At 70.6% G+C, this 24,531-nt stretch carries 21 protein-coding genes; 13 read left to right on the top strand and 8 right to left on the bottom strand.

Annotated features, from left to right (window positions below; all coding sequences use genetic code 11):
• Positions 1-72 precede the first annotated feature (72 nt).
• Entirely contained in the window at positions 73-2,298 is a 2,226-nt protein-coding gene (gene recD2 / locus ACFPIH_RS46470; protein WP_381170572.1) for an SF1B family DNA helicase RecD2, read from the top strand.
• A gap of 248 nt (positions 2,299-2,546) precedes the next feature.
• Complete coding sequence (locus ACFPIH_RS46465; RefSeq protein WP_381170574.1) at positions 2,547-3,836, top strand: citrate synthase; 1,290 nt, start codon at positions 2,547-2,549, stop codon at positions 3,834-3,836.
• Positions 3,837-4,570: 734 nt separating this feature from the next.
• Here the strand turns inward: ACFPIH_RS46465 and ACFPIH_RS46460 are convergent.
• The 3 genes from ACFPIH_RS46460 to ACFPIH_RS46450 form a co-directional block, all read right to left on the bottom strand.
• Positions 4,571-6,817 (bottom strand): heavy metal translocating P-type ATPase, encoded by a 2,247-nt coding sequence (locus ACFPIH_RS46460; protein WP_381170576.1) that lies wholly within the window; start codon positions 6,815-6,817, stop codon positions 4,571-4,573.
• A 27-nt stretch (positions 6,818-6,844) separates the two neighbouring features.
• Positions 6,845-7,084 carry a heavy-metal-associated domain-containing protein gene (locus ACFPIH_RS46455; protein ID WP_381170578.1) on the bottom strand — a complete coding sequence of 80 codons (240 nt, stop codon included), beginning with the start codon at positions 7,082-7,084 and terminating at the stop codon, positions 6,845-6,847.
• A gap of 73 nt (positions 7,085-7,157) precedes the next feature.
• Positions 7,158-8,153 carry a PrsW family intramembrane metalloprotease gene (locus ACFPIH_RS46450; protein ID WP_381170580.1) on the bottom strand — a complete coding sequence of 332 codons (996 nt, stop codon included), beginning with the start codon at positions 8,151-8,153 and terminating at the stop codon, positions 7,158-7,160.
• A gap of 162 nt (positions 8,154-8,315) precedes the next feature.
• Here ACFPIH_RS46450 and ACFPIH_RS46445 point away from each other — a divergent pair, with 162 nt between their 5' ends.
• Positions 8,316-9,359 carry a zinc-dependent alcohol dehydrogenase family protein gene (locus tag ACFPIH_RS46445; protein ID WP_381170582.1) on the top strand — a complete coding sequence of 348 codons (1,044 nt, stop codon included), beginning with the start codon at positions 8,316-8,318 and terminating at the stop codon, positions 9,357-9,359.
• Between the two features lie 16 nt (positions 9,360-9,375).
• Here ACFPIH_RS46445 and ACFPIH_RS46440 read toward each other — a convergent pair whose 3' ends face one another.
• From ACFPIH_RS46440 to ACFPIH_RS46430, 3 genes are all read right to left on the bottom strand, one after another.
• Positions 9,376-9,576 carry a helix-turn-helix transcriptional regulator gene (locus ACFPIH_RS46440; RefSeq protein WP_381170585.1) on the bottom strand — a complete coding sequence of 67 codons (201 nt, stop codon included), beginning with the start codon at positions 9,574-9,576 and terminating at the stop codon, positions 9,376-9,378.
• Between the two features lie 368 nt (positions 9,577-9,944).
• Positions 9,945-10,778 (bottom strand): helix-turn-helix domain-containing protein, encoded by an 834-nt coding sequence (locus tag ACFPIH_RS46435; protein ID WP_381170587.1) that lies wholly within the window; start codon positions 10,776-10,778, stop codon positions 9,945-9,947.
• Positions 10,779-11,020: 242 nt separating this feature from the next.
• A complete protein-coding gene (locus ACFPIH_RS46430) occupies positions 11,021-11,953 on the bottom strand; it encodes a sugar phosphate isomerase/epimerase family protein (RefSeq protein ID WP_381170589.1) in 933 nt (310 codons plus the stop codon).
• 158 nt (positions 11,954-12,111) lie between these two features.
• On the opposite strand from ACFPIH_RS46430, the gene iolC reads away from it, so the two are divergent.
• From iolC to ACFPIH_RS46390, 8 genes are all read left to right on the top strand, one after another.
• Positions 12,112-13,062 (top strand): 5-dehydro-2-deoxygluconokinase, encoded by a 951-nt coding sequence (iolC, locus tag ACFPIH_RS46425; RefSeq protein WP_381170591.1) that lies wholly within the window; start codon positions 12,112-12,114, stop codon positions 13,060-13,062.
• A 50-nt stretch (positions 13,063-13,112) separates the two neighbouring features.
• Positions 13,113-14,024: a Cgl0159 family (beta/alpha)8-fold protein gene (locus ACFPIH_RS46420; RefSeq protein ID WP_381170741.1), complete on the top strand. Its 912-nt coding sequence runs from the start codon at positions 13,113-13,115 to the stop codon at positions 14,022-14,024.
• Positions 14,025-14,031: 7 nt separating this feature from the next.
• Positions 14,032-14,847 (top strand): 5-deoxy-glucuronate isomerase, encoded by an 816-nt coding sequence (gene iolB / locus ACFPIH_RS46415; protein ID WP_381170593.1) that lies wholly within the window; start codon positions 14,032-14,034, stop codon positions 14,845-14,847.
• Complete coding sequence (gene iolD / locus ACFPIH_RS46410) at positions 14,844-16,715, top strand: 3D-(3,5/4)-trihydroxycyclohexane-1,2-dione acylhydrolase (decyclizing) (protein ID WP_381170595.1); 1,872 nt, start codon at positions 14,844-14,846, stop codon at positions 16,713-16,715. The genes iolB and iolD overlap by 4 nt, the downstream gene beginning before the upstream one ends.
• Positions 16,716-16,729: 14 nt before the next feature.
• A complete protein-coding gene (gene mmsA, locus ACFPIH_RS46405) occupies positions 16,730-18,232 on the top strand; it encodes a CoA-acylating methylmalonate-semialdehyde dehydrogenase (RefSeq protein ID WP_381170597.1) in 1,503 nt (500 codons plus the stop codon).
• A gap of 297 nt (positions 18,233-18,529) precedes the next feature.
• Positions 18,530-21,187, top strand: coding sequence for an alpha/beta fold hydrolase (locus tag ACFPIH_RS46400; protein WP_381170599.1), 2,658 nt, complete (start codon positions 18,530-18,532; stop codon positions 21,185-21,187).
• A complete protein-coding gene (locus tag ACFPIH_RS46395; RefSeq protein ID WP_381170601.1) occupies positions 21,184-22,038 on the top strand; it encodes an ABC transporter permease in 855 nt (284 codons plus the stop codon). The genes ACFPIH_RS46400 and ACFPIH_RS46395 overlap by 4 nt, the downstream gene beginning before the upstream one ends.
• A gap of 48 nt (positions 22,039-22,086) precedes the next feature.
• Positions 22,087-22,254, top strand: coding sequence for a hypothetical protein (locus ACFPIH_RS46390; protein ID WP_381170747.1), 168 nt, complete (start codon positions 22,087-22,089; stop codon positions 22,252-22,254).
• Between the two features lie 27 nt (positions 22,255-22,281).
• Here the strand turns inward: ACFPIH_RS46390 and ACFPIH_RS46385 are convergent, their stop codons facing one another.
• Positions 22,282-22,689 carry a rodlin gene (locus tag ACFPIH_RS46385; protein WP_381170603.1) on the bottom strand — a complete coding sequence of 136 codons (408 nt, stop codon included), beginning with the start codon at positions 22,687-22,689 and terminating at the stop codon, positions 22,282-22,284.
• Positions 22,690-22,868: 179 nt separating this feature from the next.
• Positions 22,869-23,279 (bottom strand): rodlin, encoded by a 411-nt coding sequence (locus ACFPIH_RS46380; RefSeq protein ID WP_381170605.1) that lies wholly within the window; start codon positions 23,277-23,279, stop codon positions 22,869-22,871.
• Positions 23,280-23,509: 230 nt separating this feature from the next.
• Between ACFPIH_RS46380 and ACFPIH_RS46375 the strand changes: the two genes are divergently transcribed.
• On the top strand, positions 23,510-23,923 hold the full coding sequence (locus ACFPIH_RS46375; protein ID WP_381170607.1) for a rodlin: 414 nt from the start codon (positions 23,510-23,512) through the stop codon (positions 23,921-23,923).
• A gap of 251 nt (positions 23,924-24,174) precedes the next feature.
• Positions 24,175-24,402: a chaplin gene (locus ACFPIH_RS46370; RefSeq protein WP_381170609.1), complete on the top strand. Its 228-nt coding sequence runs from the start codon at positions 24,175-24,177 to the stop codon at positions 24,400-24,402.
• Positions 24,403-24,531 lie beyond the last annotated feature (129 nt).

Here is a 24,531-nt window from a genome sequence, read left to right as displayed (position 1 = left end):
ATCGATTACACGGCGGGAGGCAATACCCCGAGACCGGATCGTGATGTCAGACCCCACCGGTACGGTCGGATCATGTCCAATCAGGCGGTGGTCGAGGGGGTCCTCGAGCGCATCACGTACGCCAACGAGGAGAACGGCTACACGGTCGCGAGGGTCGACACCGGCAGAGGCGCCGGCGATCTGCTGACGGTCGTGGGGGCGCTGCTCGGTGCGCAGGTCGGCGAATCCCTCCGCATGGAGGGCCGCTGGGGGTCGCACCCCCAGTACGGCAAGCAGTTCACGGTGGAGAACTACACGACCGTGCTGCCGGCCACCGTCCAGGGCATCCGCCGCTACCTCGGTTCCGGCCTGGTCAAGGGCATCGGACCGGTCTTCGCCGACCGGATCACCCAGCACTTCGGCATCGACACCCTCACCGTCATCGAGGAGGAGCCCAAGCGGCTGATCGAGGTCCCGGGGCTCGGTCCGAAGCGCACGAAGAAGATCGCCGACGCCTGGGAGGAACAGAAGGCGATCAAGGAGGTCATGCTCTTCCTCCAGACCGTCGAGGTGTCCACCTCCATCGCCGTGCGCATCTACAAGAAGTACGGCGACGCCTCCATCTCCGTCGTGAAGAACCAGCCCTACCGGCTGGCCGCCGACGTCTGGGGCATCGGCTTCCTCACCGCCGACAAGATCGCCCAGTCCGTCGGCATCCCGCACGACAGCCCGGAGCGGGTCAAGGCGGGCCTGCAGTACGCGCTGTCGCAGGCCACCGACCAGGGCAACTGCTACCTCCCCGAGGAGCGGCTGATCGCCGACGCGGTGAAGCTGCTCCAGGTCGACACCGGCCTGGTCATCGAGTGCCTCGCCGAACTGGCCGAGCCCCCGGAGGAGGGCGAGGATCCGGGTGTCGTACGGGAGAAGGTGCCGGGGCCCGACGGCACCGACGAGCCCGTCACGGCCGTCTACCTCGTCCCCTTCCACCGCGCCGAACTGTCCCTCTCCGCCCAGCTGTTGCGCCTCCTGCGCACACCGGAGGACCGGATGCCGGCCTTCCGTGACGTGGCCTGGGACAAGGCGCTGGCCTGGCTCGGGCGGCGCACCGGCGCCGAGCTCGCGCCCGAGCAGGAGGCGGCGGTGAAGCTCGCGCTGACCGAGAAGGTCGCCGTGCTCACCGGCGGCCCGGGCTGCGGCAAGTCGTTCACGGTCCGCTCGATCGTGGAACTGGCGAAGGCGAGGAAGGCGAAGGTCGTACTGGCGGCCCCCACCGGCCGCGCCGCCAAGCGTCTCGCCGAGCTGACCGGCGCCGAGGCGTCCACCGTGCACCGGCTCCTGGAGCTCAGGCCCGGCGGCGACGCGGCCTACGACCGGGACCGCCCGCTGGACGCCGACCTGGTGGTGGTCGACGAGGCGTCGATGCTGGACCTGCTCCTCGCCAACAAGCTGGTGAAGGCCGTGGCGCCGGGCGCGCACCTGCTCTTCGTCGGGGACGTCGACCAGCTGCCGAGCGTCGGCGCGGGCGAGGTGCTGCGCGACCTCCTCGCGGACGGCGGCCCGGTGCCCGCCGTGCGCCTCACGCGCGTGTTCCGGCAGGCCCAGCAGTCCGGTGTGGTGACCAACGCGCACCGGATCAACGCGGGGCAGCACCCGGTCACCGACGGCATGAAGGACTTCTTCCTCTTCGTCGAGGACGACACCGAGGAGGCCGGCCGGCTCACCGTGGACATCGCCGCCCGCCGCATCCCCGCCAAGTTCGGCCTGGACCCGCGCCGGGACATCCAGGTGCTCGCGCCGATGCACCGCGGCCCGGCCGGCGCGGGCACGCTCAACGGTCTGCTCCAGCAGGCGATCACCCCGGGCCGCCCCGACGTCCCCGAGAAGCGGTTCGGCGGCCGGGTCTTCCGCGTCGGCGACAAGGTCACGCAGATCCGCAACAACTACGAGAAGGGGGAGAACGGTGTCTTCAACGGCACCGTGGGGGTGGTCACCTCGCTCGATCCGGTGGACCAGCGCCTCACGGTGCTGACGGACGAGGACGAGGAGGTGCCGTACGAGTTCGACGAACTGGACGAACTGGCCCACGCGTACGCGGTGACGATCCACCGTTCACAGGGGAGTGAATATCCCGCCGTGGTGATCCCCGTCACCACGGGAGCATGGATGATGCTTCAGCGGAACCTTTTGTATACGGCTGTCACCCGCGCGAAGAAGCTGGTCGTGCTCGTCGGTTCACGCAAGGCGATCGGCCAGGCGGTGCGCACGGTGTCCGCGGGCCGCCGCTGCACGGCGCTGGACTTCCGCCTCGCGGGGCAGTGAGCCGGTGAGGCCGGTGGCACCCGTCAATGACCAGCGACCACAAAAAATGATCGATCAAATGAGTCACAAAGGTCACAGGGCACTTCCCCAACCGTGACGAAGGCGGCAGGATGAGCAAGTTGGCGGCACTCAGTGCCGCCGATGGGCCCAATGGTCGACCCCGAGTGCACTCACCTGCGCCAAATGGGGGATGGTAGAGACAGTCAGGGCAACCTCGAAGAAGAGGCACAACGTCGGTGAGGGATGACGTGAGCGACAACTCTGTAGTAGTGCGGTACGGCGACGGCGAGTACACCTACCCGGTGATCGACAGCACCGTCGGCGACAAGGGCTTCGACATCGGGAAGCTTCGCGCCCAGACCGGTCTGGTGACCCTGGACAGCGGCTACGGCAACACGGCCGCGTATAAATCCGCCATCACATACCTTGACGGCGAGCAGGGCATCCTCCGGTACCGCGGCTACCCGATCGAGCAGCTGGCCGAGCGTTCGACCTTCCTCGAGGTCGCCTATCTCCTGATCAACGGCGAGCTGCCCACCGTCGACGAGCTCACCGTCTTCAAGAACGACATCACGCAGCACACCCTGCTGCACGAGGACGTCAAGAACTTCTACCGTGGCTTCCCGCGCGACGCCCACCCGATGGCCATGCTGTCGTCGGTCGTCTCCGCGCTGTCCACGTTCTACCAGGACAGCCACAACCCGTTCGACGAGAAGCAGCGCAACCTCTCCACGATCCGGCTGCTCGCCAAGCTTCCGACGATCGCCGCGTACGCGTACAAGAAGTCGATCGGTCACCCGTTCGTCTACCCGCGCAACGACCTCGGCTACGTCGAGAACTTCCTCCGCATGACCTTCTCGGTCCCCGCGCAGGAGTACGACCTCGACCCGGTCGTCGTCTCCGCCCTCGACAAGCTGCTCATCCTCCACGCGGACCACGAGCAGAACTGTTCGACCTCCACGGTCCGTCTGGTCGGCTCGTCCCAGGCGAACATGTTCGCGTCGATCTCGGCCGGCATCAACGCGCTGTGGGGCCCGCTGCACGGCGGCGCCAACCAGTCCGTCCTGGAGATGCTGGAGGGCATCCAGGCCGGTGACGGCGATGTCGACACCTTCATCCGCAAGGTGAAGAACAAGGAGGACGGCGTCCGCCTGATGGGCTTCGGCCACCGGGTGTACAAGTCCTTCGACCCCCGCGCCAAGATCATCAAGGCGGCGGCGCACGATGTCCTCTCGGCCCTCGGCAAGTCCGACGAGCTGCTGGACATCGCGCTGAAGCTGGAGGAGCACGCGCTCTCCGACGACTACTTCGTCTCGCGCAACCTCTACCCGAACGTCGACTTCTACACCGGTCTGATCTACCGGGCCATGGGCTTCCCGACCGAGATGTTCACGGTCCTCTTCGCCCTCGGCCGCCTGCCGGGCTGGATCGCCCAGTGGCACGAGATGATCAAAGAGCCGGGCTCCCGCATCGGCCGCCCCCGCCAGATCTACACGGGCGTCGTCGAGCGCGACTTCGTACCGGTCGAAGAGCGCTGACGCCTGCCGACGGGGAGCCGTTCGGTTCCCCGCCGTTGGCTGCGGGCCGCCGTCGCCGGGTGCGGGTAGTCCGTGGCCGTTCGCGCAGTTCCCCGCGCCCCCTAAGGGGCGCGGGGAACTGCGCGAACAACCCCCACGCACCCGCAGGTGACAACGTGGCAGGCATAGCGGAAGGCGCCCTGGCGGCGGTCCCCCCACGGGCCGACGTCCAGGGCGCCTTCCCATGTCCCGGTGCGGATTCCCCCCACGGGATCCGGCCGGGCGTTTGTGAGGACAGCGCCTGAATTCGCTGTTTCGTTATGCGGTTGTGTGTGCGGTTGTCGTGCGCGCGGTTGAGCAGAACGAGCAGAACTCGCCGCACTACCGCACAGTGCGATCTGCCGGGACGCGCACGCTGGGAGGGCCGCTCAAAGCTTCCCGGTGTACGTGCCCCGGCAACGCATCTCTGAGGAAGTCCCCCAAGACATCCCCAGATGCCGGTCGGCGCCCCCCAAGACGCTTTCCGACACCGTCAACTTAGACCTTCGAACCCCTTCGGTGGTTACGTTCACATCACTGTGATCTGTGTCTCTTGCATATGTCCCGTTAGATACGCAAGGGCCCAGATACAGCAATCGAGGCCCAAGCGTAAGGATGATGCGCGAGCCTTGTGAAGAGCTTATGTGAGGCTCGCGCCGGACTCCAGGGGGTCAGGCCTAAAGGTCCGGTCTTACCGTCGGTAAGGTCCGACAGTCCTACTGAAAGGCCCGCAGCCGCAGGCTGTTCGTGACGACGAAGACCGACGAGAAGGCCATCGCCGCACCCGCGATCATCGGGTTGAGCAGTCCCGCCGCGGCCAGCGGCAGCGCCGCCACGTTGTATCCGAACGCCCACACGAGATTGCCCTTGATCGTCGCCAGGGTCCGCCGCGACAGCCGGATGGCGTCCGCCGCCACCCGCAGATCCCCGCGCACCAGCGTCAGATCGCTCGCCTCGATCGCCGCGTCCGTCCCGGTGCCCATGGCGAGCCCCAGATCGGCGGCGGCCAGCGCGGCGGCGTCGTTGACGCCGTCCCCGACCATCGCCACGACCCGGCCCTCGCCCTGCAGCCGCCGTACGACGTCCACCTTGTCCTCGGGCAGCACCTCGGCGATCACCTCGTCGATCCCGACGGCGCCCGCCACCGCCTCGGCCGCCGCCCGGTTGTCCCCGGTCAGCAGCACCGGCGTGAGCCCCAGCGCGCGCAGTTCCCGCACGGCCTCCGCGCTGGTCTCCTTGACCGTGTCGGCGACCGCGAGCACACCGCGCACCGCTCCGTCCCACCCGACGACGACAGCCGTACGGCCGCCGCGCTCGGCCTCTTCCTTGGCGCGGGCCACGTCCTGGGGAAGCTCTTCGAAAAGCCGCCCCACGGCCACCTCGCGCCCCTCCACGCGCCCCCGCACGCCCCGTCCGGGCACGTTCTCGAAGTGGTCGACGGCCGGCAGCCGCCCCACCCGCTCCTCCGCGCCCGCGGCCACCGCCCGGGCGACCGGATGCTCGGACGCGTGCTCCAGGGCGCCCGCGAGCCGCAGCAGCTCCTCCTCGTCGGCGCCGTCGGCGACGTACACCTGGTGGAGGGTCATCCGGCCGGTGGTGACGGTCCCGGTCTTGTCGAGGACGACGGTGTCGACGCGCCGCGTGGACTCCAGCACCTCGGGCCCCTTGATGAGGATGCCGAGCTGCGCGCCCCGGCCGGTACCGACAAGCAGCGCGGTCGGGGTCGCGAGACCGAGCGCGCACGGACACGCGATGATCAGGACGGCGACGGCGGCCGTGAACGCGGCGACGGCGTCCCCGGTGGCGCCGAGCCAGCCGCCGAAGGTCGCGACCGCGAGCGCCAGCACCACCGGTACGAAGATCCCGGCGACCCGGTCGGCCAGCCGCTGCACGTCCGCCTTGCCGCTCTGCGCGTCCTCGACCAGCTTGGCCATCCGCGCGAGCCGGGTGTCGGCGCCGATCCGGGTGGCCTCGACGACGAGCCGCCCGCCGGCGTTCACGGTCGCGCCGGTCACGGCGTCCCCGGGGCCGACGTCCACCGGCACCGACTCACCCGTGAGCATCGAGGCGTCGACCGCCGAGACCCCTTCCACCACCGTTCCGTCGGTGGCGACCTTCTCCCCGGGCCGGACGACGAACCGGTCCCCGACGGCCAGCCGGTCGACCGGGATCCGCTCCTCCCGTCCGTCCGTCCGCAGTACGGCGACGTCCTTGGCGCCCAGCTCCATCAGCGCCCTGAGCGCGGCCCCCGCGCTCCGCTTGCTGCGGGCCTCCAGATAGCGGCCGAGCAGGAGGAAGGCGGTGACCCCGGCGACGACCTCCAGGTAGATCGCCGAGGAGCCGTCCGTGCGGGAGAGGGTCAGTTCGAAGGGGTGCCGCATGCCGGGCATACCGGCGTCGCCGAGGAACAGCGCCCACAGCGACCAGCCGAACGCGGCGAGCGTACCGATCGAGACGAGGGTGTCCATGGTGGCGGCGCCGTGCCGCAGATTCGTCCAGGCGGCCTTGTGGAAGGGCCCGCCGCCGTGGACGACCACCGGCGCGGCCAGCGTCAGCGAGAGCCACTGCCAGTTGTCGAACTGCAACGCCGGGACCATCGCCATCAGCACGACGGGCACGGCGAGGAGGACCGAGACGAGCAGCCGATGGCGCAGGGCGGCGAGTTCGAGGTCCGGCTCCGGCTCTTCCTCCCCGACCGGCTGGACCGGCCGGACCGGCTCCTCGGCGGTGTACCCGGTCTTCACCACGGTCGCGATCAGATCCGCGACCCCGACACCGGCCGGGTAGCTGACCCGCGCCTTCTCGGTGGCGTAGTTGACCGTCGCGGTGACGCCGTCCATCCGGTTGAGTTTCTTCTCCACACGGGTGGCGCAGGTCGCGCAGGTCATCCCGCCGATGAGCAGTTCGATCTCAGAGGCGGCCGGGTCGGCTATCGGTGTGTCGGTGACAGTGCTGCTGGTCATGGCGGCGGGCTTCCCTCGGAGGGTGATTCAGGCCTGGCCGACGAGCTCGAAGCCGGCCTCGTCGATCGCGGCGCGGACGGCCTCCTCGTCCAGGGCGGCGGCGGAGACGACCGTGACCTCGCCGCTGGCGGCGACGGCCTTCACCGAGGAGACCCCGGGCAGCTCGGAGAGTTCGCCCGAGACGGCACCCTCGCAGTGGCCGCAGCTCATGCCGCTCACCTTGTAGACGGTGGTGACGGCGGCCGAGGTGTCGGTGTGGGCGCTCATGTCGTTCTCCTCGCAGAGACAGGTGGGGTCGATGGGGAGCCCGAGGGCTCCCCCACTAACCGACACTATACCCCTAGGGGGTATTTCTCCAAGGGCTCCGGGAACGACCCGGAGACGGACTCCGGGGACCACTCCAGAAGGGATCCTGACGCGCGAGGGAGCGCACCCAGGCCACCCCCGCCAGCGCCACGAGAGCCATCCCTCCCACCGAGAACAGGGTGAAGAGGTGCTGCTGTTCGGTGGTCGGCGCCGGGATGTACCCCTCACCGAACAGCCGCCGGTCCGGGCCGGCGCCGCTCAGCCGGGTCACCAGCCGGATCGCGATGCCGTGTGTGGAGTCCCACAGGGCGTGCAGCAGGGAGACGCCCAGGTACGCGCCGACGACCGGCGTGGCGAACCGGAAGCGCCCGTTCGGGCGGCGGTACGCGAGCAGCACACCGCCGGCCACCGCCGTCCACAGCCCGTGCCCGAACGGCGCGAGCACCCCGCGCGGGATCTCGGTCTCGAGGAGCGCCCCGAGATCGACGCCGGTGGTCGAGACGGCCGCGTGGAAGGCGTACCCGGCGCTCTCCGGCGCCGCGAACCCGAATCCGACGGCCCCGCCCAGCACCAGCCCCGCCCGCAGCCCCCGCACCCGGGTCTGCCGCCGCAGCACGAACACCAGCGCGCCGAGCTTCACCGCCTCCTCGATCAGTCCGACGCCCGCGAACATCCACAGCGAGGGCCGCAGCAGATACGACTCCATCACCGACGCGCCGAGCGCCCCCAGCGTCCCGCCGGTCAGGAAACAGCCCAGGATCGTGCTCACGCCCAGGTCACGGCCGTGCCACTCGTACGCCCACAGGACGAAGCAGACCGGTACCAGGAAGCTGCCGAGCAGGATCGGCGTCGGCAGCAGGGCGGTGTTCCCCGTGACGTACGTGACGAGCGCGGTGAGCGCCCACAGTCCCAGTCCGCCCACCAGGCAGCGCTTCCACAGCCCGGCCCGGATCCGCGGCTGGGCCGGCGGAGGCTGCTGCGGTCCGGGGATACGGGCCCGGGGTGTGCCGGGCGGCGGGGAGTAGGTCACGGCAAATCCCCTCGTACGGGTACAGGGCAGATTTACCGGCACCTTATGGGAGGTACGCCCCGCCCGCCCGGCGGACGATCAACGCCCGAGGCTAGCGTTCGACGAGATCCGAGTGCCGGCGGAGATCCGGGAGCCGGCGGAGTGTGGAGCGGGGAGTGACCCATGCGGGCTGTGGTGTTCGAGCGGTACGGCGAGCCGGCCGAGGTACGGGAGGTGGCCGACCCCCGGCCCACCGGGCACGGAGTGGTCGTGCGCGTCGAGGCCACCGGCCTGTGCCGCAGCGACTGGCACGGCTGGATGGGCCATGACCCGGACATCGTCCTGCCGCACGTCCCCGGCCATGAACTCGCCGGAGTCGTCGAGGAGACCGGAGCGCTGGTCACCCGCTGGCGGCCGGGTGACCGGGTCACCGTCCCCTTCGTGTGCGGCTGCGGCAGCTGCCCGTCCTGCGCGGCCGGCGACCACCAGGTGTGCGAGCGCCAGACCCAGCCCGGCTTCACGCACTGGGGCTCCTTCGCCCAGTACGTCGCCCTGGACCACGCCGACGTGAACCTGGTGGCGCTCCCGGACGACCTCTCCTACGCCACGGCCGCCTCCCTGGGCTGCCGGTTCGCCACCGCGTTCCGGGCCGTCGTACGGCAGGGCCGGGTCGCGGCGGGGGAGTGGGTCGCGGTGCACGGCTGCGGCGGGGTGGGCCTGTCGGCGGTGATGATCGCGGCGGCGAGCGGGGCGCGGGTGGTGGCGGTGGACGTCTCGCCGGGCGCCCTCGACCTGGCGCGGAGGTTCGGTGCGGCGGAGTGCGTGGACGCCCGGACCGTGTCCGACACGGCGGCGGCGGTCCGCGACCTCACCGGCGGCGGCGCCCATCTCTCCCTGGACGCCCTCGGCTCCCCGGCCACCTCCGCCGCCTCCGTCAACGGCCTGCGCCGCAGGGGCCGTCATGTCCAGGTCGGCCTGCTCCCCTCACCCGACGGTACGACCCCCGTCCCGCTGGCCCGCGCCATCGCCCTCGAACTGGAACTCCTGGGCAGCCACGGCATGGCGGCCCACGCCTACCCCGAGATGCTGGAGGCGGTCAGGGCGGGCGTGCTCCGTCCCGACCTGCTCGTGACCTCGACGATCGCCCTGGACGCCGTACCGGCCGCGCTGGCCGCGCTGGACACGGCGCCCGGGGCGGGAGTGACGGTGATCGAGCCCTGGAGCTGAGGTGCCGAGGCCGGATTCAGTCGATCCGGCGCCCCCGGCTGCCCGGCCGCGCGGCCACCCAGGCGCGCACGGTGTCGGCGTACCAGTAGGGCTTGCCGCCCTCGACGTGGTCGGGCGGCGGCAGCAGCCCGTGCTTGCGGTAGGAGCGCACGGTGTCCGGCTGCACCCTGATGTGTGCCGCGATCTCCTTGTAGGACCAGAGCCGTCGGTCGGTCATGACTCGCACCTCCCCGCGCACGCGGGGCGGCGGCCTGGAGGCCGCCCGGGGGAGCCCGGCGCTGCGCTGGTGATCACCCAGCCTGTGCCCCGTGAACGACACAGTGTGACACTGTGCGAGCGGATGTTGACCACGTGTGACGAACAGCCCGCGTATGCGGAACATATGTGACAGGAGTGGGGTGTTTGTGACAGAAGCGACGAAGAAATGCAGAAATCCGGAAAAGGAGGTGGGCCGGGCTCGCTGCGACGAACCCGACCCGACCCCGCTTCCCCGCCATCCCCCCGGAAACGACCGGCAGCAACCGGAAACGACCGGTGCCGACCAGAAACGACCGGACCAACTGGCTGGACGACTACAGCCTCCGGTCAGCCGGCCCGCCGGGTCTTGGAGAAATCCGCACCCGGTCCGGACCAATCCACCGCCGCGGCCGGCAGCACCAGGCTCGTCGCCTCCCCGCTCATCCGGTCCGCCACCGGAGCCACCCCCGAGGGCGCCCGCCTGGCCCTGCTGAACTCACCGGGAGTGCACCCGGTCATCGCCTTGAACTCCCCGCTGAGATGGGCCTGGTCGTAGAACCCGCACAGCGCGGCCGTCTCGGCGGGGCCCCGTCCGGCGGCCAGCAGCCGACGGGCCCGTTGCAGCCGCAGCACCCGGGCCGCCGCCTTGGGTCCGAGTCCGATCTGCTCACGGAAACGCTTCTCCAGCTGCCGTACGCTCCACCCGACCTCCTCGGCCAGCCGGGGCACCGGCATCGCGCCGCCCGTCGCCACCAGCACGGACCAGGCCCGCACCACCCGCTCCGAACTCGGCGTCCCGGACTGCTGCCAGCGGCCGAACACCTCGTCGAGCAACGCGAACCGCCGCTCCCAACTCGGCAACGCGGCCAGCCCGCAGGCGAGTTCACCGAGGGACGAGTCCAAGCCGTGCGGCAACTCGTCCGGGTCCACGGTCCGATTGGCGAGTTCGTGCTGCGGCGTCCGGAAGAGCGTGAACGCCGCCCAGGGCGCCAGCAGCACCTCGACTCCCGAGATCCGCCCACTGTGCTCCCCGACGGCCGGCATGGTCGTGGGCCCGCAGTACACGGACACGAGCGTGTCCGGCGCCCGCCCGTCCCGGGAGATCCGCACGGGCCCCTCGAACCCCAGCAGCAAGGTAGCGGCCCCGATCGGCACCTCGAGACGCCGCCGGGGCCGAGTCATGGCAAGCCGGATCCCGCGGTAGCTCATCACACCGGGCCGCAGCCGGGGATGGGGAGCGCCACAGGCCAACTCCCAGGATCCACCGGCTCCTTCCCCGTGCCGGATGCTTACAGCGCTCCCAGTCATGGGCACCCATGCTAGAAGCGGCCACCACAGTTCCCCTAGGGGCGCGGGGCTGTATCGATTTGCGGCTCCGCCGCGTGGGCGCGACCAGCCACACACAACCCGCAGACGAAGAACGCCTAAGCCCCGCAGGACCTCAAGAAAGCCCGAGTCCGCTGAGCAATCGGCAAGGGCGTGTCCGGCGCACACGGATACATGTCCTGCTCGACGATCGCGAACAGATCGACATCCAGCTTCGCGGCAGCGTCCAGCACAGGCCCGAGCGCCGGCACGCCGGCAGGCGGCTCGCACATGACCCCCTGCGCCACGGCCGGCCCGAACGGCGTCCCCTTGGCCTTCACGTCGGCGAGGATCTCCGGATCGACCTGCTTGAGATGCAGATACCCGATCCGCGACCCGTACGTCTCGATCAGCTTGACGCTGTCCCCGCCGCAGTACGCGTAGTGCCCCGTGTCCAGGCACAGCGACACGAGGCCGGAGTCGGTCCCGTCCAGGAAGCGGACGACGTTCTCCTCGCTGTCGATATGCGTGTCGGCATGCGGATGGACGACGATCTGCAGCCCGTACCGCTCCCGCACCTCCCGCCCCAGCCGCTCGGTCAGCGTGGTCAGGTTGCGCCACTGCTCGGGCGTGAGGGTGTCGGACTCCAGCACCTCGCCGGTCTTGTCGTCCCGCCAGAAGGACGGGATGACGACGAGATGCCTCGCGCCCATCGCCTGCGCGAGCACCGCGTTGTCCGCGACGTGCGCCCAGGTCTTGTCCCAGACGGCCTCGCCGTGGTGCAGCCCGGTGAAGACGGTGCCGGCCGAGACCTTCAGGCCGCGCTTCGCGGTCTCCTCGGTGAGGACGGCCGGGTCGGTCGGCAGGTACCCGTAGGGGCCCAGCTCGATCCACTCGTAGCCGGACTGCGCGACCTCGTCGAGGAAGCGCTGCCAGGGGACCTGGGCGGGGTCGTCCGGGAACCAGACGCCCCAGCTGTCGGGTGCCGATCCGACGCGGATGCGGGAAACCCCGGAAACTGATGACTGTGACTGAGGTGACAACGACGTCATGGCCGCCAGCGTGCGGGCTCACCCGAGGGGTGTCAAGACCTGGTCCGAATGTCTGGACAAACTATTGACAGGGTACGCGGGACGGGACTACAAAGCCGTGGAGAGCCGACACGGGACCGTTCGCGGGGCCGGGGACGAGCCGACACGAAGGGAACTCGATGGCGTACGACCTGATCACCATGGGGCGGATCGGGGTGGACCTCTATCCGCTGCAGACGGGCGTGCCGCTCCCGCAGGTCACGTCCTTCGGGAAGTTCCTGGGCGGATCGGCGACCAACGTCGCGGTCGCCGCGGCCCGCCTCGGCCGGTCCACCGCCGTGATCACCCGCACCGGCGACGACCCCTTCGGCACCTACCTGCACGAGGCCCTGCGCGGCTTCGGCGTGGACGACCGCTGGGTCACCCCGGTCCCGGGCCTGCCGACCCCGGTCACCTTCTGCGAGGTCTTCCCGCCGGACGACTTCCCGCTGTACTTCTACCGCCGCCCCAAGGCACCGGACCTGGAGATCGACGCCCACGAGCTGGACCTCGACGCCATCCGCGAGACCGCCGTCTTCTGGGTCACCGGCACCGGCCTGAGCGAGGAGCCCAGCCGTACGGCGACCCTCGCCGCCCTCGCGCACCGGGCCAAGACCGGCACCACGGTCTTCGACCTCGACTGGCGCCCGATGTTCTGGGCGGACCCCGACTCGGCCCGCCCCTTCTACGCCGAGGCCCTCAAGCACACCACCGTCGCGGTCGGCAACCTCGACGAGGTGGAGGTCGCCACCGGCGTACGCGAACCGCGGGCCGCCGCGCAGGCCCTGCTGGACGCGGGCGTCGAGCTCGCGGTCGTCAAGCAGGGCCCCAAGGGTGTCCTCGCCGTCAACAGCAAGGGCGAGTCCGCCGAGGTCCCGCCGCTGCCGGTGAACGTCCTCAACGGCCTGGGCGCCGGTGACGCCTTCGGCGGCTCCCTCTGCCACGGCCTGCTCGCGGGCTGGGACCTGGAGAAGATCATGCGCCACGCCAACGCCGCCGGCGCCATCGTCGCCTCGCGCCTGGAGTGCTCCTCGGCGATGCCGACAGCCGCCGAGGTGGACGCCGCGATCACGGCCGGAGCGGTCCTGTGAAGCGCAAGCGTGGGGTCACGGACGAGACCGACGACACGGGCTGCGTGGGCATGATCACGCAGCCCCGGACGAGCGCGCCCCCGAGCGTCGACGTCTCCGAGCTGGTCCGGCTGCGCACCGAGCACCCCGAGGCCATCGCCGAGGCGGCCGCCCGCCGCGTCCGCAGACCGCTGATCGCCGACTCCGGCCGGCTGATGATCGTCGCCGCCGACCACCCCGCCCGGGGCGCGCTCGGCGTCGGCGGCAACCCGCTGGCCATGGCCAACCGCGCCGACCTGCTGGAGCGCCTCTGCCTGGCGCTCTCCCGGCCCGGCGTGGACGGTGTCCTCGCCACCGCCGACATCCTGGACGACCTGCTCCTCCTCGGCGCCCTCGACGGCAAGGTCGTCATGGGCTCGATGAACCGCGGCGGACTCCAGGGCGCCGTCTTCGAGCTCGACGACCGCTTCACCGGCCACCGCGCCGAGGACATCCAGCGCCTGAACCTCGACGCGGGCAAGCTGCTGCTGCGCATCGACTACGACGACCCGGGCTCCCTCACCACCCTGGAGACCACGGCCCGTGCCATCGACGACATGGCCGCCCGCCGACTGCCCCTGTTCGTCGAGCCGTTCATCAGCCGACGCACCCCCGAGGGCAAGCTGAAGAACGACCTCTCCGCCGAGGCCGTCACCAGGTCCATCGCCATCGCGTCCGGCCTCGGCGGCACCTCGGCCTACACCTGGCTGAAGCTCCCCGTCACCGAGAACCCGGACGACATGGCCGAGGTCATGGAGACCTCCACCCTCCCCGCCGTGCTCCTGGGCGGGGAAGTCGGCGACGACCAGGACGGGGCGTACGAGAAGTGGCGCGGGGCGCTGCAACTCCCCACCGTCCGGGGCCTGGTGGTCGGACGTTCGCTGCTGTACCCCGCGGACGGGGACGTGACCGCCGCCGTGGACACCGCCGTAGGACTGCTGTGAGGGCCGCATGACTCAGACCGAGCTGTACATCGCGCGCGGCAGCACCGCCGACGCGCACCACGTCCTCGACATCGACCCGGAGCGGGCCGGCTGGACCCACAGCAGCCTGCGGATCGTCGAACTGGAGCCGGGGGGCACCCACACCCTCACCACACGCGACAGCGAGTGGATCGTGCTTCCGCTGGAGGGCGGATGTACCGTGCGAACAGAGGGTGACGAGTTTCAACTCTCGGGTAGGGAAAGCGTTTTCGCGTCCGTAACGGACTTCGCGTACGTTCCCCGTGACACCCGGGCCACGATCGCCTCCGGCGCGGGAGGCCGCTTCGCCCTGGCAGGAGCGAAGTGCGAGCGACAACTCCCCGCCCGCTACGGCCCCGCGCCGGAGGTCCCCGTCGAGGAACGCGGCAGCGGCAACCAGCTGCGCCACGTGCGCAACTTCGCCTCCGCCGCCGCCTTCGACTGCGACAAGCTGATCGCCGTCGAGGTGATCACCCCGGGCGGCAACTGGTCCTCGTACCCGCCGCACAAGCACGACGAGAACCGGCCGGGCGAGGAGGCCGAGCTCGAGGAGATCTACTACTTCGAGATCGACGGCCCGAACGGCTTCGGCTACCAGCGTGTGTCCCCCTCCCGCGAGGGCGGCTCCGAGGTCCTCGCCGAGGTCCGTTCCGGTGACGCCGTCCTCGTTCCCGACGGCTGGCACGGCCCGTCGATCGCCCAGCCGGGCCACGCCATGTACTACCTGAACGTCATGGCGGGCCCCGGCGAGACCCGCGAGTGGCGGATCTGCTTCCACCCGGACCACACGGAGGGTTACCGATGACCACCAGGCTTACGGTCGCCCAGGCACTGGTCCGCTTCCTCGCCGCCCAGTACACCGAGCGCGACGGCGTACGGCAGCGCCTCATCAGCGCGACCTGGGGCATCTTCGGCCACGGCAACGTCGCGGGCCTCGGCCAGGCGCTGATCGAGTACGGCGACGACATGCCGTTCCACCAGGGCCGCAACGAGCAGTCGATGGTGCACGCGGCGGTGGGCTACGCCCGCCAGTCCAACCGGCTCTCCACCCACGCGGTGACGACCTCCATCGGCCCCGGCGCGACCAACCTGGTCACCGGCGCCGCCCTGGCGACCGTCAACCACATCCCCGTCCTCCTCCTCCCCGGTGACATCTTCGCGACCCGGGTGGCGGACCCCGTCCTCCAGCAGCTCGAAGTCCCGTACGCGGGCGACGTGTCGGTCAACGACACCCTGCGCCCGGTCTCGAAGTACTTCGACCGCGTCACCCGCCCCGAGGCCCTGATCCCGGCCGCCCTCCAGGCGATGCGGGTGCTGACGGACCCGGTGGAGACCGGCGCGGTCACCCTCGCGATGCCCCAGGACGTCCAGGCCGAGGCCTACGACTGGCCCGACGAGTTCTTCGCCGAGCGCACGTGGACCGTACGACGTCCAGGAGCCGACCCCGTCGAACTGGCCACGGCGGCCCACGCGATCAGGTCGGCCGACCGCCCCCTGATCGTCGCCGGCGGAGGTGTCCACCACAGCCGCGCCGAGGACGCCCTCGCCGAGTTCGCCGAGGCCACCGGCATCCCGGTCGCCTCCACCCAGGCCGGCAAGGGCTCGCTGCGCTACGACCACCCCCAGGACGTCGGCGGAGTGGGCCACACCGGCACCGCGACGGCCGACGAACTCGCCCGCACCGCCGACCTGATCATCGGCGTGGGCACCCGCTACACCGACTTCACCACCGCCTCGAACACCCTGTTCCAGGGCGACGGAGTCCGCTTCCTCAACCTCAACATCGCCTCCTTCGACGGCCACAAGCTCGCCGGCCTCCCGCTGATCGCGGACGCCCGCAGCGGCCTGCGGCAGCTCGCCGAAGAGCTGCGGGGCCACCGGGTCGCGGACGCGTACGTCGCCGAGTACGGCGAGGACAAGGAGCGCTGGGAGCAGCGCGTCGACGCCTGCTACGAGGCCGAGGAGCCCGACGTACGCCCGACGCAGTCGCAGGTGCTCGGCGCGCTCGACGCCCTGGCCGACGAGTCGGACGTGATCATCAACGCGGCCGGCTCCCTCCCCGGCGACCTGCACAAACTCTGGCGGGCGCGGTCGAAGGACCAGTACCACCTGGAGTACGGCTACTCCTGTATGGGCTACGAGATCCCGGCGGCCATCGGAGTGAAGCTGGCGGCCCCCGACCGTCCGGTCTGGGCGCTGGTCGGCGACGGAACGTATCTCATGATGCCGACGGAGATCGTGACGGCAGTGCAGGAGGGGATCGCCATCAAGATCCTGCTCGTGCAGAACCACGGCTACGCCTCGATCGGCGGGCTCTCGGAGTCGGTGGGCGGCGAGCGGTTCGGCACCGCGTACCGCTTCACCGCGGCGGACGGCACCTTCACGGGCGCGCCGCTCCCCGTCGACCTGGCCGCCAACGTGGCGAGCCTGGGCATGCGCGTGCTGCGCGCGAAGACCGTCGGCGAACTGCGCGAGGCCCTCGCCGAGGCGCGCGCCGCCGACACTCCCACTTGTGTCTACGTCGAGACCGAAACGGCCGACACTGTGTCGGGCCCGCCGCCGGCGCAGGCCTGGTGGGATGTACCTGTGGCCGAGACCGCGACCCGATCGTCCGCGGTGAAGGCACGTGAGCTGTACGAACGGCACGTCTCCACCCGACGCCGCCATCTGTGAAGGAGTACTCGGTCATGACGAAGATCGTCAACCACTGGATCGGCGGCAAGACCGTCGAAGGCGCGTCGGGCACGTTCGGTCCGGTCACGGACCCGGCGACCGGCGCGGTCACCACGAAGGTCGCGTTCGCGACCGTGGACGAGGTCGACGCGGCGGTAGCGGCCGCCAAGGACGCCTACGTCACCTGGGGCCAGTCGTCCCTCGCCAAGCGCACGGAGATCCTGTTCCGCTTCCGCGCGCTGCTGGACGCCAACCGCGACGCCATCGCCGAGCTGATCACCGCCGAGCACGGCAAGGTGCACAGCGACGCGCTGGGCGAGGTGGCCCGCGGTCTGGAGATCGTGGACCTCGCCTGCGGTATCAACGTGCAGCTGAAGGGCGAGCTGTCGACGCAGGTCGCCAGCCGCGTGGACGTCTCCTCCATCCGCCAGCCGCTGGGCGTCGTCGCGGGCATCACGCCGTTCAACTTCCCGGCGATGGTCCCGATGTGGATGTTCCCGATGGCCATCGCGTGCGGCAACACGTTCGTGCTGAAGCCGTCCGAGAAGGACCCGTCGGCGTCCCTGAAGATCGCCGAACTCCTCGCGGAAGCCGGCCTCCCGGACGGCGTCTTCAACGTCGTCCACGGCGACAAGGTGGCCGTCGACCGCCTCCTGGACCACCCGGACGTCAAGGCCGTCTCCTTCGTCGGCTCGACCCCGATCGCCCGCTACATCCACACCACGGCCTCGGCGAACCACAAGCGCGTCCAGGCCCTCGGCGGCGCGAAGAACCACATGCTGGTCCTGCCGGACGCCGACCTGGACGCGGCGGCCGACGCCGCGGTCTCGGCGGCCTACGGCTCGGCGGGCGAGCGCTGCATGGCGATCTCGGCGGTCGTCGCGGTGGGCGCGATCGGCGACGAACTGGTCGCGAAGATCCGCGAACGAGCCGAGAAGATCAAGATCGGCCCCGGCAACGACCCGGCCTCCGAGATGGGCCCGCTGATCACGGCGGTCCACCGCGACAAGGTGGCGTCCTACGTCACGGGCGCGGCGGCCGAGGGCGCCGAGGTGGTCCTGGACGGCACCGGCTACACGGTCGACGGCTTCGAGGACGGCCACTGGATCGGCATCTCCCTGCTGGACAAGGTGCCCACCACCGCCAAGGCCTACCAGGACGAGATCTTCGGCCCGGTCCTGTGCGTCCTGCGCGTCGAGTCGTACGACGAGGGCGTGGCGCTGATCAACAGCTCGCCCTTCGGCAACGGCACCGCGATCTTCACCCGGGACGGCGGCGCCGCGCGCCGCTTCCAGCTGGAGATCGAGGCCGGCATGGTCGGCGTGAACGTCCCGATCCCGGTCCCCGTCGGCTACCACAGCTTCGGCGGCTGGAAGGACTCCCTCTTCGGCGACCACCACATCTACGGCAACGACGGCACCCACTTCTACACCCGGGGCAAGGTCGTCACCACCCGCTGGCCCGACCCGGCCGACGCCCCCTCCGGCGTCGACCTGGGCTTCCCGCGCAACCACTGACCCCCCAACCACCGGTGCCCCGCCCTCCCCTCCGGGCGGGGCACCGCCGTGTCCGCCTCCGGGCGCCCGCCGCGGAACGGACGCATTGCGTGCCCGGTCTCAGAGGAGTCCCGGGCGCGGTCAGGCAGTTGCAGCCACTGAAACCGCACGCCAGGCTTCTCCGTCCTCGGCGCCCCACACCCCCGCCGCATACCGCGCCTGCGGTACACGGCGGCCGTCCCGTACGCCCCCGGGAGGGGCCCGAGTTCAGTCCCCGGTCGACAACTCGGCGACAGGTTGACCCCGTACCGTTGAAGCATGGATCTTCGACTGCCCGGTTTGCGGGTGCTACGGGCGCCGCGGCGGCCGAGACGGCTGGTCGCCGCCGCGGCCGCCGTCGTCGTGCTCGCCGGTGCCGGTACGTGGACGGCCGTCGCCTCCGACGGTGACGCGCCCCCGGTGCACAGCACCGACCGGGTGATGGCCGTGGACGGCGTGAAGCTTGACACCTCGTACTTCACCTCCGGCTCCCAGGGCAGGCGCCCCGCCGTGCTGCTCGGACACGGGTTCGGGGGAAGCAAGGACGACGTACGGCAGCAGGCCGAGGACCTCGCCCGCGACGGGTACGCCGTGCTGACCTGGTCCGCGCGCGGCTTCGGGAAGTCGACCGGGAAGATCGGGCTCAACGACCCCGACGCCGAGGTCGCCGACGTGTCGAAGCTCATCGACTGGCTCGCCGAACAGCCCCAGGTCCAGCTGGACAAGAAGGGCGACCCGCGCGTCGGCGTCGCCGGTGCCTCCTACGGCGGCGCGATCTCGCTGCTCGCCGCCGGGTACGACGACCGGGTCGACGCCATCGCCCCCGCGATCACCTACTGGAACCTCGCGGACGCCCTGTTCCCCGACGGTGTGTTCAAGAAGCTGTGGGCCGGAATCTTCGTCAACACCGGCGGCGGCTGCGACAGGTTCGAGCCCGCGCTGTGTTCGATGTACCAGCGGGTCGCCGAGTCCGGGACTCCGGATGCCGCCGCGCGCGAACTGCTCGACGAGCGCTCGCCGTCCGCCGTCGGCGACCGGATCAAGGTGCCCACCCTGCTCATCCAGGGCCAGGCCGACTCCCTCTTCACCCTCTCCCAGGCCGACGCGGCCGAGAAGGCGATCCGCGCCAACGGCGCCCCCGTCGACGTCGACTGGATCGCGGGCGGACACGACGGCGGAAACCTGGAGACCAGCCGGGTGCAGGCACGGGTGGCGAACTGGTTCGACCGCTACCTCAAGGGCGACAAGGGCATCGACACCGGACCCGCCTTCCGCGTCACCCGCACCGGAGGCGTCGACTCCACCGACGGGACCGTCCCGCTGCGCGGCGCGAGCGGGAACTCGTACCCCGGCCTGGGGAATGACGAGAAGACCATCGCGCTGACCGGGCGCGAGCAGAGCTTCGACAACCCCGCCGGAGCCAGCCCGCCCGCCCTCTCGGCGCTGCCCGGCCTCGGCGGCGGCACGGGCGGCCTCGCATCGCTCTCGGCGTTCGGCGTCGGCGTCTCGCTCGACTTCCCCGGGCAGTTCGCGTCCTTCGAGTCGGCGCCGGTCGGCGGTGACCTGCGGATCACCGGCTCCCCGACCGTCACCGTGCACGTGAGGTCCACGTCCGACGACGCCGTCCTCTTCGCCAAGGTGTACGACGTCAGCGGCGCCGGCAGCCAGGAACTCCCCTCCCAGCTGGTCTCCCCGGTCCGCGTCGAGGGCGCCAAGGCCGGCAAGGACGTGACGATCACGCTCCCGGCGATCGACCACGACGTCGACGAGGGCCACCGGCTCCGACTGGTCCTCGCCTCCACCGACCTGGGCTACGCCTCCCCGGTGACCCCGGCGACGTACACGGTCTCCCTCAAGGGCGACGGCCTGAAGGTCCCGACCGCCCCCGCCGTCACCACCGCCGCGGCGGCGCTGCCCTCCTGGGTCTGGTGGCTGCCCCTCGCGGGCGCCGGGCTCGGCCTGCTCCTGCTGCTGACCGGCCGCCGCCGTACCGCCATGCCCGCCCCCGACCCGGCGCTCGCCGAGGTCCCGCTCCAGATCACCGACCTGAGCAAGAAGTACGCGGGCGGCGACCGTTACAGCGTCCGGGATCTCTCCTTCACCGTGGAGAAGGGGCAGGTGCTCGGGCTCCTCGGACCCAACGGCGCCGGCAAGACGACCACACTCCGCATGCTGATGGGCCTGATCAGGCCCGACGGCGGCGAGATCCGCGTCTTCGGGCACGCCATCCGCCCGGGCGCCCCCGTCCTCTCCCGCGTCGGCTCCTTCGTCGAGGGCGCCGGATTCCTCCCGCACCTCTCCGGGCGGGAGAACCTGGAGCTGTACTGGCAGGCCACCGGCCGCCCGGCCGAGGACGCCCACCTCGCGGAGGCCCTGGAGATCGCCGGCCTCGGCGACGCCCTCGCCCGCGCGGTACGCACCTACTCCCAGGGCATGCGCCAGCGCCTCGCCATCGCCCAGGCCATGCTCGGCCTGCCCGACCTGCTCATCCTCGACGAACCCACCAACGGACTCGACCCGCCGCAGATCCGTGAGATGCGCGAGGTGATGATCCGGTACGCCGCCGAGGGCCGGACGGTGATCGTCTCCAGCCATCTGCTGGCGGAGGTCGAGCAGACCTGCACCCACCTCGTGGTCATGGACCGCGGAAAGCTGGTCCAGGCGGGCCCGGTCGCCGCGATCGTCGGCTCCGGCGACACCCTCCTCGTCGGCACCGCCTCCCCCGTGGAGGAGCCGGTCGTCGAGAAGGTCGCCGCGCTGCCCGGCATCGCGTCCGCCGTGCTCACCGACGACGGCCTCCTCGTACGGCTCGACGCCGACGGCACCGCCCAGCGCCTGGTCGCCGAACTCGTCCGGCTCGACGTGCCGGTGCAGTCCGTCGGACCGCACCGCCGCCTGGAGGACGCCTTCCTCACCCTGATCGGAGGTTCCGCATGAGCACGCTCACCGAGGTGGCCTCCGGCTACCAGGCGGGCCGCACCCTGCCCCTGCGCGTCGAACTGGTCCGCCAGCTCAAGCGCCGCCGCACCATGGTCATGGGCGGCATCCTCGCCGCCCTGCCGTTCGTGCTGCTCATCGCCTTCGCCATCGGCGGCACCCCGGGCGGTCGCAACGGCCAGGTCACCCTGATGGACACGGCGACCGCGTCCGGCGCCAACTTCGCCGCGGTCAACCTGTTCGTGTCGGCGGGCTTCCTGCTGGTCATCCCGGTCGCCCTGTTCTGCGGGGACACCGTGGCCTCGGAGGCCGGCTGGTCCTCCCTGCGCTATCTGCTCGCGGCGCCCGTGCCCCGCGCCCGGCTGCTGTGGTCCAAGCTCGTCGTCGGGCTCGGCCTCAGCCTGGGCGCGATGGTCCTGCTGCCGCTCGTCGCCCTCGCCGTCGGCAGCGCGGCCTACGGCTGGGGACCACTCGAACTCCCCACCGGCGGCGTACTCGCCACGGGCACGGCGGCCGGGCGCCTGGTGATCGTGGTGGCGTACATCTTCGTCTCCCAACTGGTCACCGCGGGGCTCGCGTTCTGGCTCTCGACGAAGACCGACGCCGCCCTCGGCGCGGTCGGCGGCGCGGTCGGCCTCACCATCATCGGCAACGTCCTGGACGCCGTCACCGCCCTCGGCGACTGGCGCCACTTCCTGCCCGCGCACTGGCAGTTCGCCTGGGCCGACGCCGTCCAGCCCACCCCCGAGTGGTCCGGCATGCTCCAGGGCGCGTCCGTCTCCCTCACCTACGCGCTCGTCCTGTTCGCCCTGGCCTTCCGGGGGTTCGCCCGCAAGGACGTGGTGTCGTAGGACGGCGGAGTCCGCCGAACCCGTCGAAATCCCGTTACGCGTCGGTAGGTGCGGGCCGTCGACTACGCCGACGAGGCCGTCTCCCGGGCCGAGTCGATCCGCGCCTTCACCCTGGTCGAGGGCGAGTTCACCGAGGCCAACGGACTGCTCACGCCCTCCAAGGGAGACACGCGAAAGGGAGACATACGAAAGGGCGGGCCACCGGAGAACCGGTGACCCGCCCTGTCACGGCGGTGCGGATGATCAGCCGTTGCCCGCGCCGTTGCCGGCGAGGACCGAGATGTCGTCCAGGATGTGCGACAGCGGCTCGTCGCCCTTGGCCTGGGTGCTGTTCTCGACGCACTGCTGGTTCTGCGGGGCCGACAGGATCGGGATGTCCTGGACGCCGATGTTGGCCGCGCCGACGAGCGACTGCAGGTTGAGCTTCGCCGGGAGGCCGATGCAGGGCTTGTTCAGCGAACCCTGGACCAGCGACAGCTGCGGGCTCATGTCACCGAACGTGGCCGAGTTGCCGAACTCCTGCGACGCGCCGTTGCCGCTGGCCGACGTGGTGCCGCTGTCGTCACCGATGGCGAGGGCCTGCGGTGCGGCCACCGCCGTCAGGCCTGCGACCGAAGCGGCGATGGCCGCGGTTGCCCACAGCTTCTTCATGTTCGTTCCCTTCGAAAAGGCGGACTCCGGGGGAGGAGCTGCGTGATCGTCAACGGATGACAGGGAGGGAAGGTTGCGGACTTTTCACTAACTTCTCCCTGATCCGACTAAATGTGATGAAAGCACACAAAAGCGGCGAACCGCTGGTCCGAAGACCGGCGGCCCGCCGCGACATGGGCTCAGTTGTTGGCCGCGCCGTTGCCCGAGAGGGCCGAGATGTCGTCCAGGATGTGCGACAGCGGCTCGTCGCCCTTGGCCTGGGTGCTGTTCTCGACACACTGCTGGTTCTGCGGGGCCGACAGGATCGGGACGTCCTGGACGCCGATGTTGGCCGCGCCGACGAGCGACTGCAGGTTGAGCTTCGCGGGCAGGCCGATGCAGGGCTTGTTGAGGGAACCCTGGATGAGCGCCATCTGCGGGCTCATGTTGCCGAACGTGGCGGAGTTGCCGAACGACTGGCTGGCGCCGTTGCCGCTGGCGGACGTGGTGCCGCTGTCGTTGCCGATGGCGAGCGCCGGGGCGGCGGCGACCGCGGTGGCGCCGACGACGGAAGCGGCGACCGCAGCGGTGGCCAGTACCTTCTTGATCACTTGATTGAGTCCCTTTCGTGAGAAACCCCGTCCACCGGAGCGGTCTGATCAACTGCCGCCGTGCGGTTTGGTTCCTCCGGTTCACTCCGATGGCCCATTGGTGCGGGGCCGTCCGGGGTGTCGGAAAACCGATCGGGTGAAGTGCAGGAACCAATCCCGGAACGCCGGGTTGAGTCGGTGGCAGGCACGTGGTTCTGGCTCGAGGCCAGGACAGGGAAAGGAATAGCGAAATGCTGAAGAAGGCAATGGCCGTGGCGGCGGTCGCCGCTTCCGTCATGGGTGTCTCGGCGGCGGCCGCGCCTCAGGCGCTTGCCATCGGGGACGACAGCGGCACCACGTCCGCCAGCGGCAACGGCGCGCACGACGCGTTCGGCAACCGGGTGACCAAGGGCGACCTGAGCCCGCAGGCCAGCCTGGTCGAAGGCACCGCCAACAAGCTCTGTGTCGGCCTGCCGGTGAAGGCCGACGTGCAGTCCCTGGTCGCCGTCGTCGCCAACGTCGGCGTCCAGGACCTCCCGGTCCTGTCTGCCCCGCAGAACCAGCAGTGCGCGGACAACAGCACCCAGGGCAAGGGCAGCGAGCCGCTGTCGCACATCCTGGACGACATCTCCGCGCTCTCCGGCAACGGCGCGCAGAACGGCTGACGCGGGTCACTGTCCGGGCGGTCCGCTCCTCATGAGCGGGTCGCCCGGACTGCTTTTCTCCGGCCCGCTTGTGGGCGATACGCGTGAATTACGTGAAGGCGTTCGAGTGAATTCACCGGCGGCGCGCGTTCATTGGTTTCCCTCGCTGTCTATCTCTCGTTTGAAGCTTGCGGGTCATGGTGCGAGCCGATCCGATTGTGCTCGCTCGGTTTCGACCGCTAACGAGGCATGGCCGCAGAGAAGGGAAAACCATGAAGAAGAGTGCTGCTGTCGTCGCGGGTCTTGTCCTGGCCCTGGGCGGTGCCGCTCCGGCCTTCGCCGACACGGGTGCCAACGGTGCCGCCATCGGTTCTCCGGGTCTTCTGTCCGGCAACGTGGTCCAGATCCCCGTGCACGCGGCGATCAACGCGTGCGGCAACTCGATCAGCGTCATCGGGTTGCTGAACCCGGCAATCGGCAACGCCTGCGTCAACGACTGACGACACGTCACTCCAGCCGTGCGGCTGGGGCGAGGCCGGCCTTGGACAGCTTCCACGCGTTCCGAGGCCGGCCTTCCCACTTCTTTCAGCACTTCAAGCAGGAAGACAACGAAGTTGCGACAGACCCTG

Origin of the sequence: Streptomyces vulcanius (assembly GCF_042653945.1) — a bacterium.
Classification (GTDB): domain Bacteria; phylum Actinomycetota; class Actinomycetes; order Streptomycetales; family Streptomycetaceae; genus Streptomyces; species Streptomyces mangrovi.
This window is presented reverse-complemented; position numbering and strand designations above follow the sequence as displayed.

What these genes read in the sequence shown, in the direction of transcription:
- recD2 (WP_381170572.1), top strand. Translation starts at nt 73, where the DNA reads ATGTCCAATCAGGCGGTGGTCGAGGGGGTCCTCGAGCGCATCACGTAC.
- ACFPIH_RS46460 (WP_381170576.1), bottom strand. Translation starts at nt 6,817, where the DNA reads ATGACCAGCAGCACTGTCACCGACACACCGATAGCCGACCCGGCCGCC.
- ACFPIH_RS46455 (WP_381170578.1), bottom strand. Translation starts at nt 7,084, where the DNA reads ATGAGCGCCCACACCGACACCTCGGCCGCCGTCACCACCGTCTACAAG.
- ACFPIH_RS46445 (WP_381170582.1), top strand. Translation starts at nt 8,316, where the DNA reads ATGCGGGCTGTGGTGTTCGAGCGGTACGGCGAGCCGGCCGAGGTACGG.
- ACFPIH_RS46440 (WP_381170585.1), bottom strand. Translation starts at nt 9,576, where the DNA reads ATGACCGACCGACGGCTCTGGTCCTACAAGGAGATCGCGGCACACATC.
- ACFPIH_RS46435 (WP_381170587.1), bottom strand. Translation starts at nt 10,778, where the DNA reads ATGACTCGGCCCCGGCGGCGTCTCGAGGTGCCGATCGGGGCCGCTACC.
- ACFPIH_RS46430 (WP_381170589.1), bottom strand. Translation starts at nt 11,953, where the DNA reads ATGACGTCGTTGTCACCTCAGTCACAGTCATCAGTTTCCGGGGTTTCC.
- iolC (WP_381170591.1), top strand. Translation starts at nt 12,112, where the DNA reads ATGGCGTACGACCTGATCACCATGGGGCGGATCGGGGTGGACCTCTAT.
- ACFPIH_RS46420 (WP_381170741.1), top strand. Translation starts at nt 13,113, where the DNA reads ATGATCACGCAGCCCCGGACGAGCGCGCCCCCGAGCGTCGACGTCTCC.
- iolB (WP_381170593.1), top strand. Translation starts at nt 14,032, where the DNA reads ATGACTCAGACCGAGCTGTACATCGCGCGCGGCAGCACCGCCGACGCG.
- iolD (WP_381170595.1), top strand. Translation starts at nt 14,844, where the DNA reads ATGACCACCAGGCTTACGGTCGCCCAGGCACTGGTCCGCTTCCTCGCC.
- mmsA (WP_381170597.1), top strand. Translation starts at nt 16,730, where the DNA reads ATGACGAAGATCGTCAACCACTGGATCGGCGGCAAGACCGTCGAAGGC.
- ACFPIH_RS46400 (WP_381170599.1), top strand. Translation starts at nt 18,530, where the DNA reads ATGGATCTTCGACTGCCCGGTTTGCGGGTGCTACGGGCGCCGCGGCGG.
- ACFPIH_RS46395 (WP_381170601.1), top strand. Translation starts at nt 21,184, where the DNA reads ATGAGCACGCTCACCGAGGTGGCCTCCGGCTACCAGGCGGGCCGCACC.
- ACFPIH_RS46385 (WP_381170603.1), bottom strand. Translation starts at nt 22,689, where the DNA reads ATGAAGAAGCTGTGGGCAACCGCGGCCATCGCCGCTTCGGTCGCAGGC.
- ACFPIH_RS46375 (WP_381170607.1), top strand. Translation starts at nt 23,510, where the DNA reads ATGCTGAAGAAGGCAATGGCCGTGGCGGCGGTCGCCGCTTCCGTCATG.
- ACFPIH_RS46370 (WP_381170609.1), top strand. Translation starts at nt 24,175, where the DNA reads ATGAAGAAGAGTGCTGCTGTCGTCGCGGGTCTTGTCCTGGCCCTGGGC.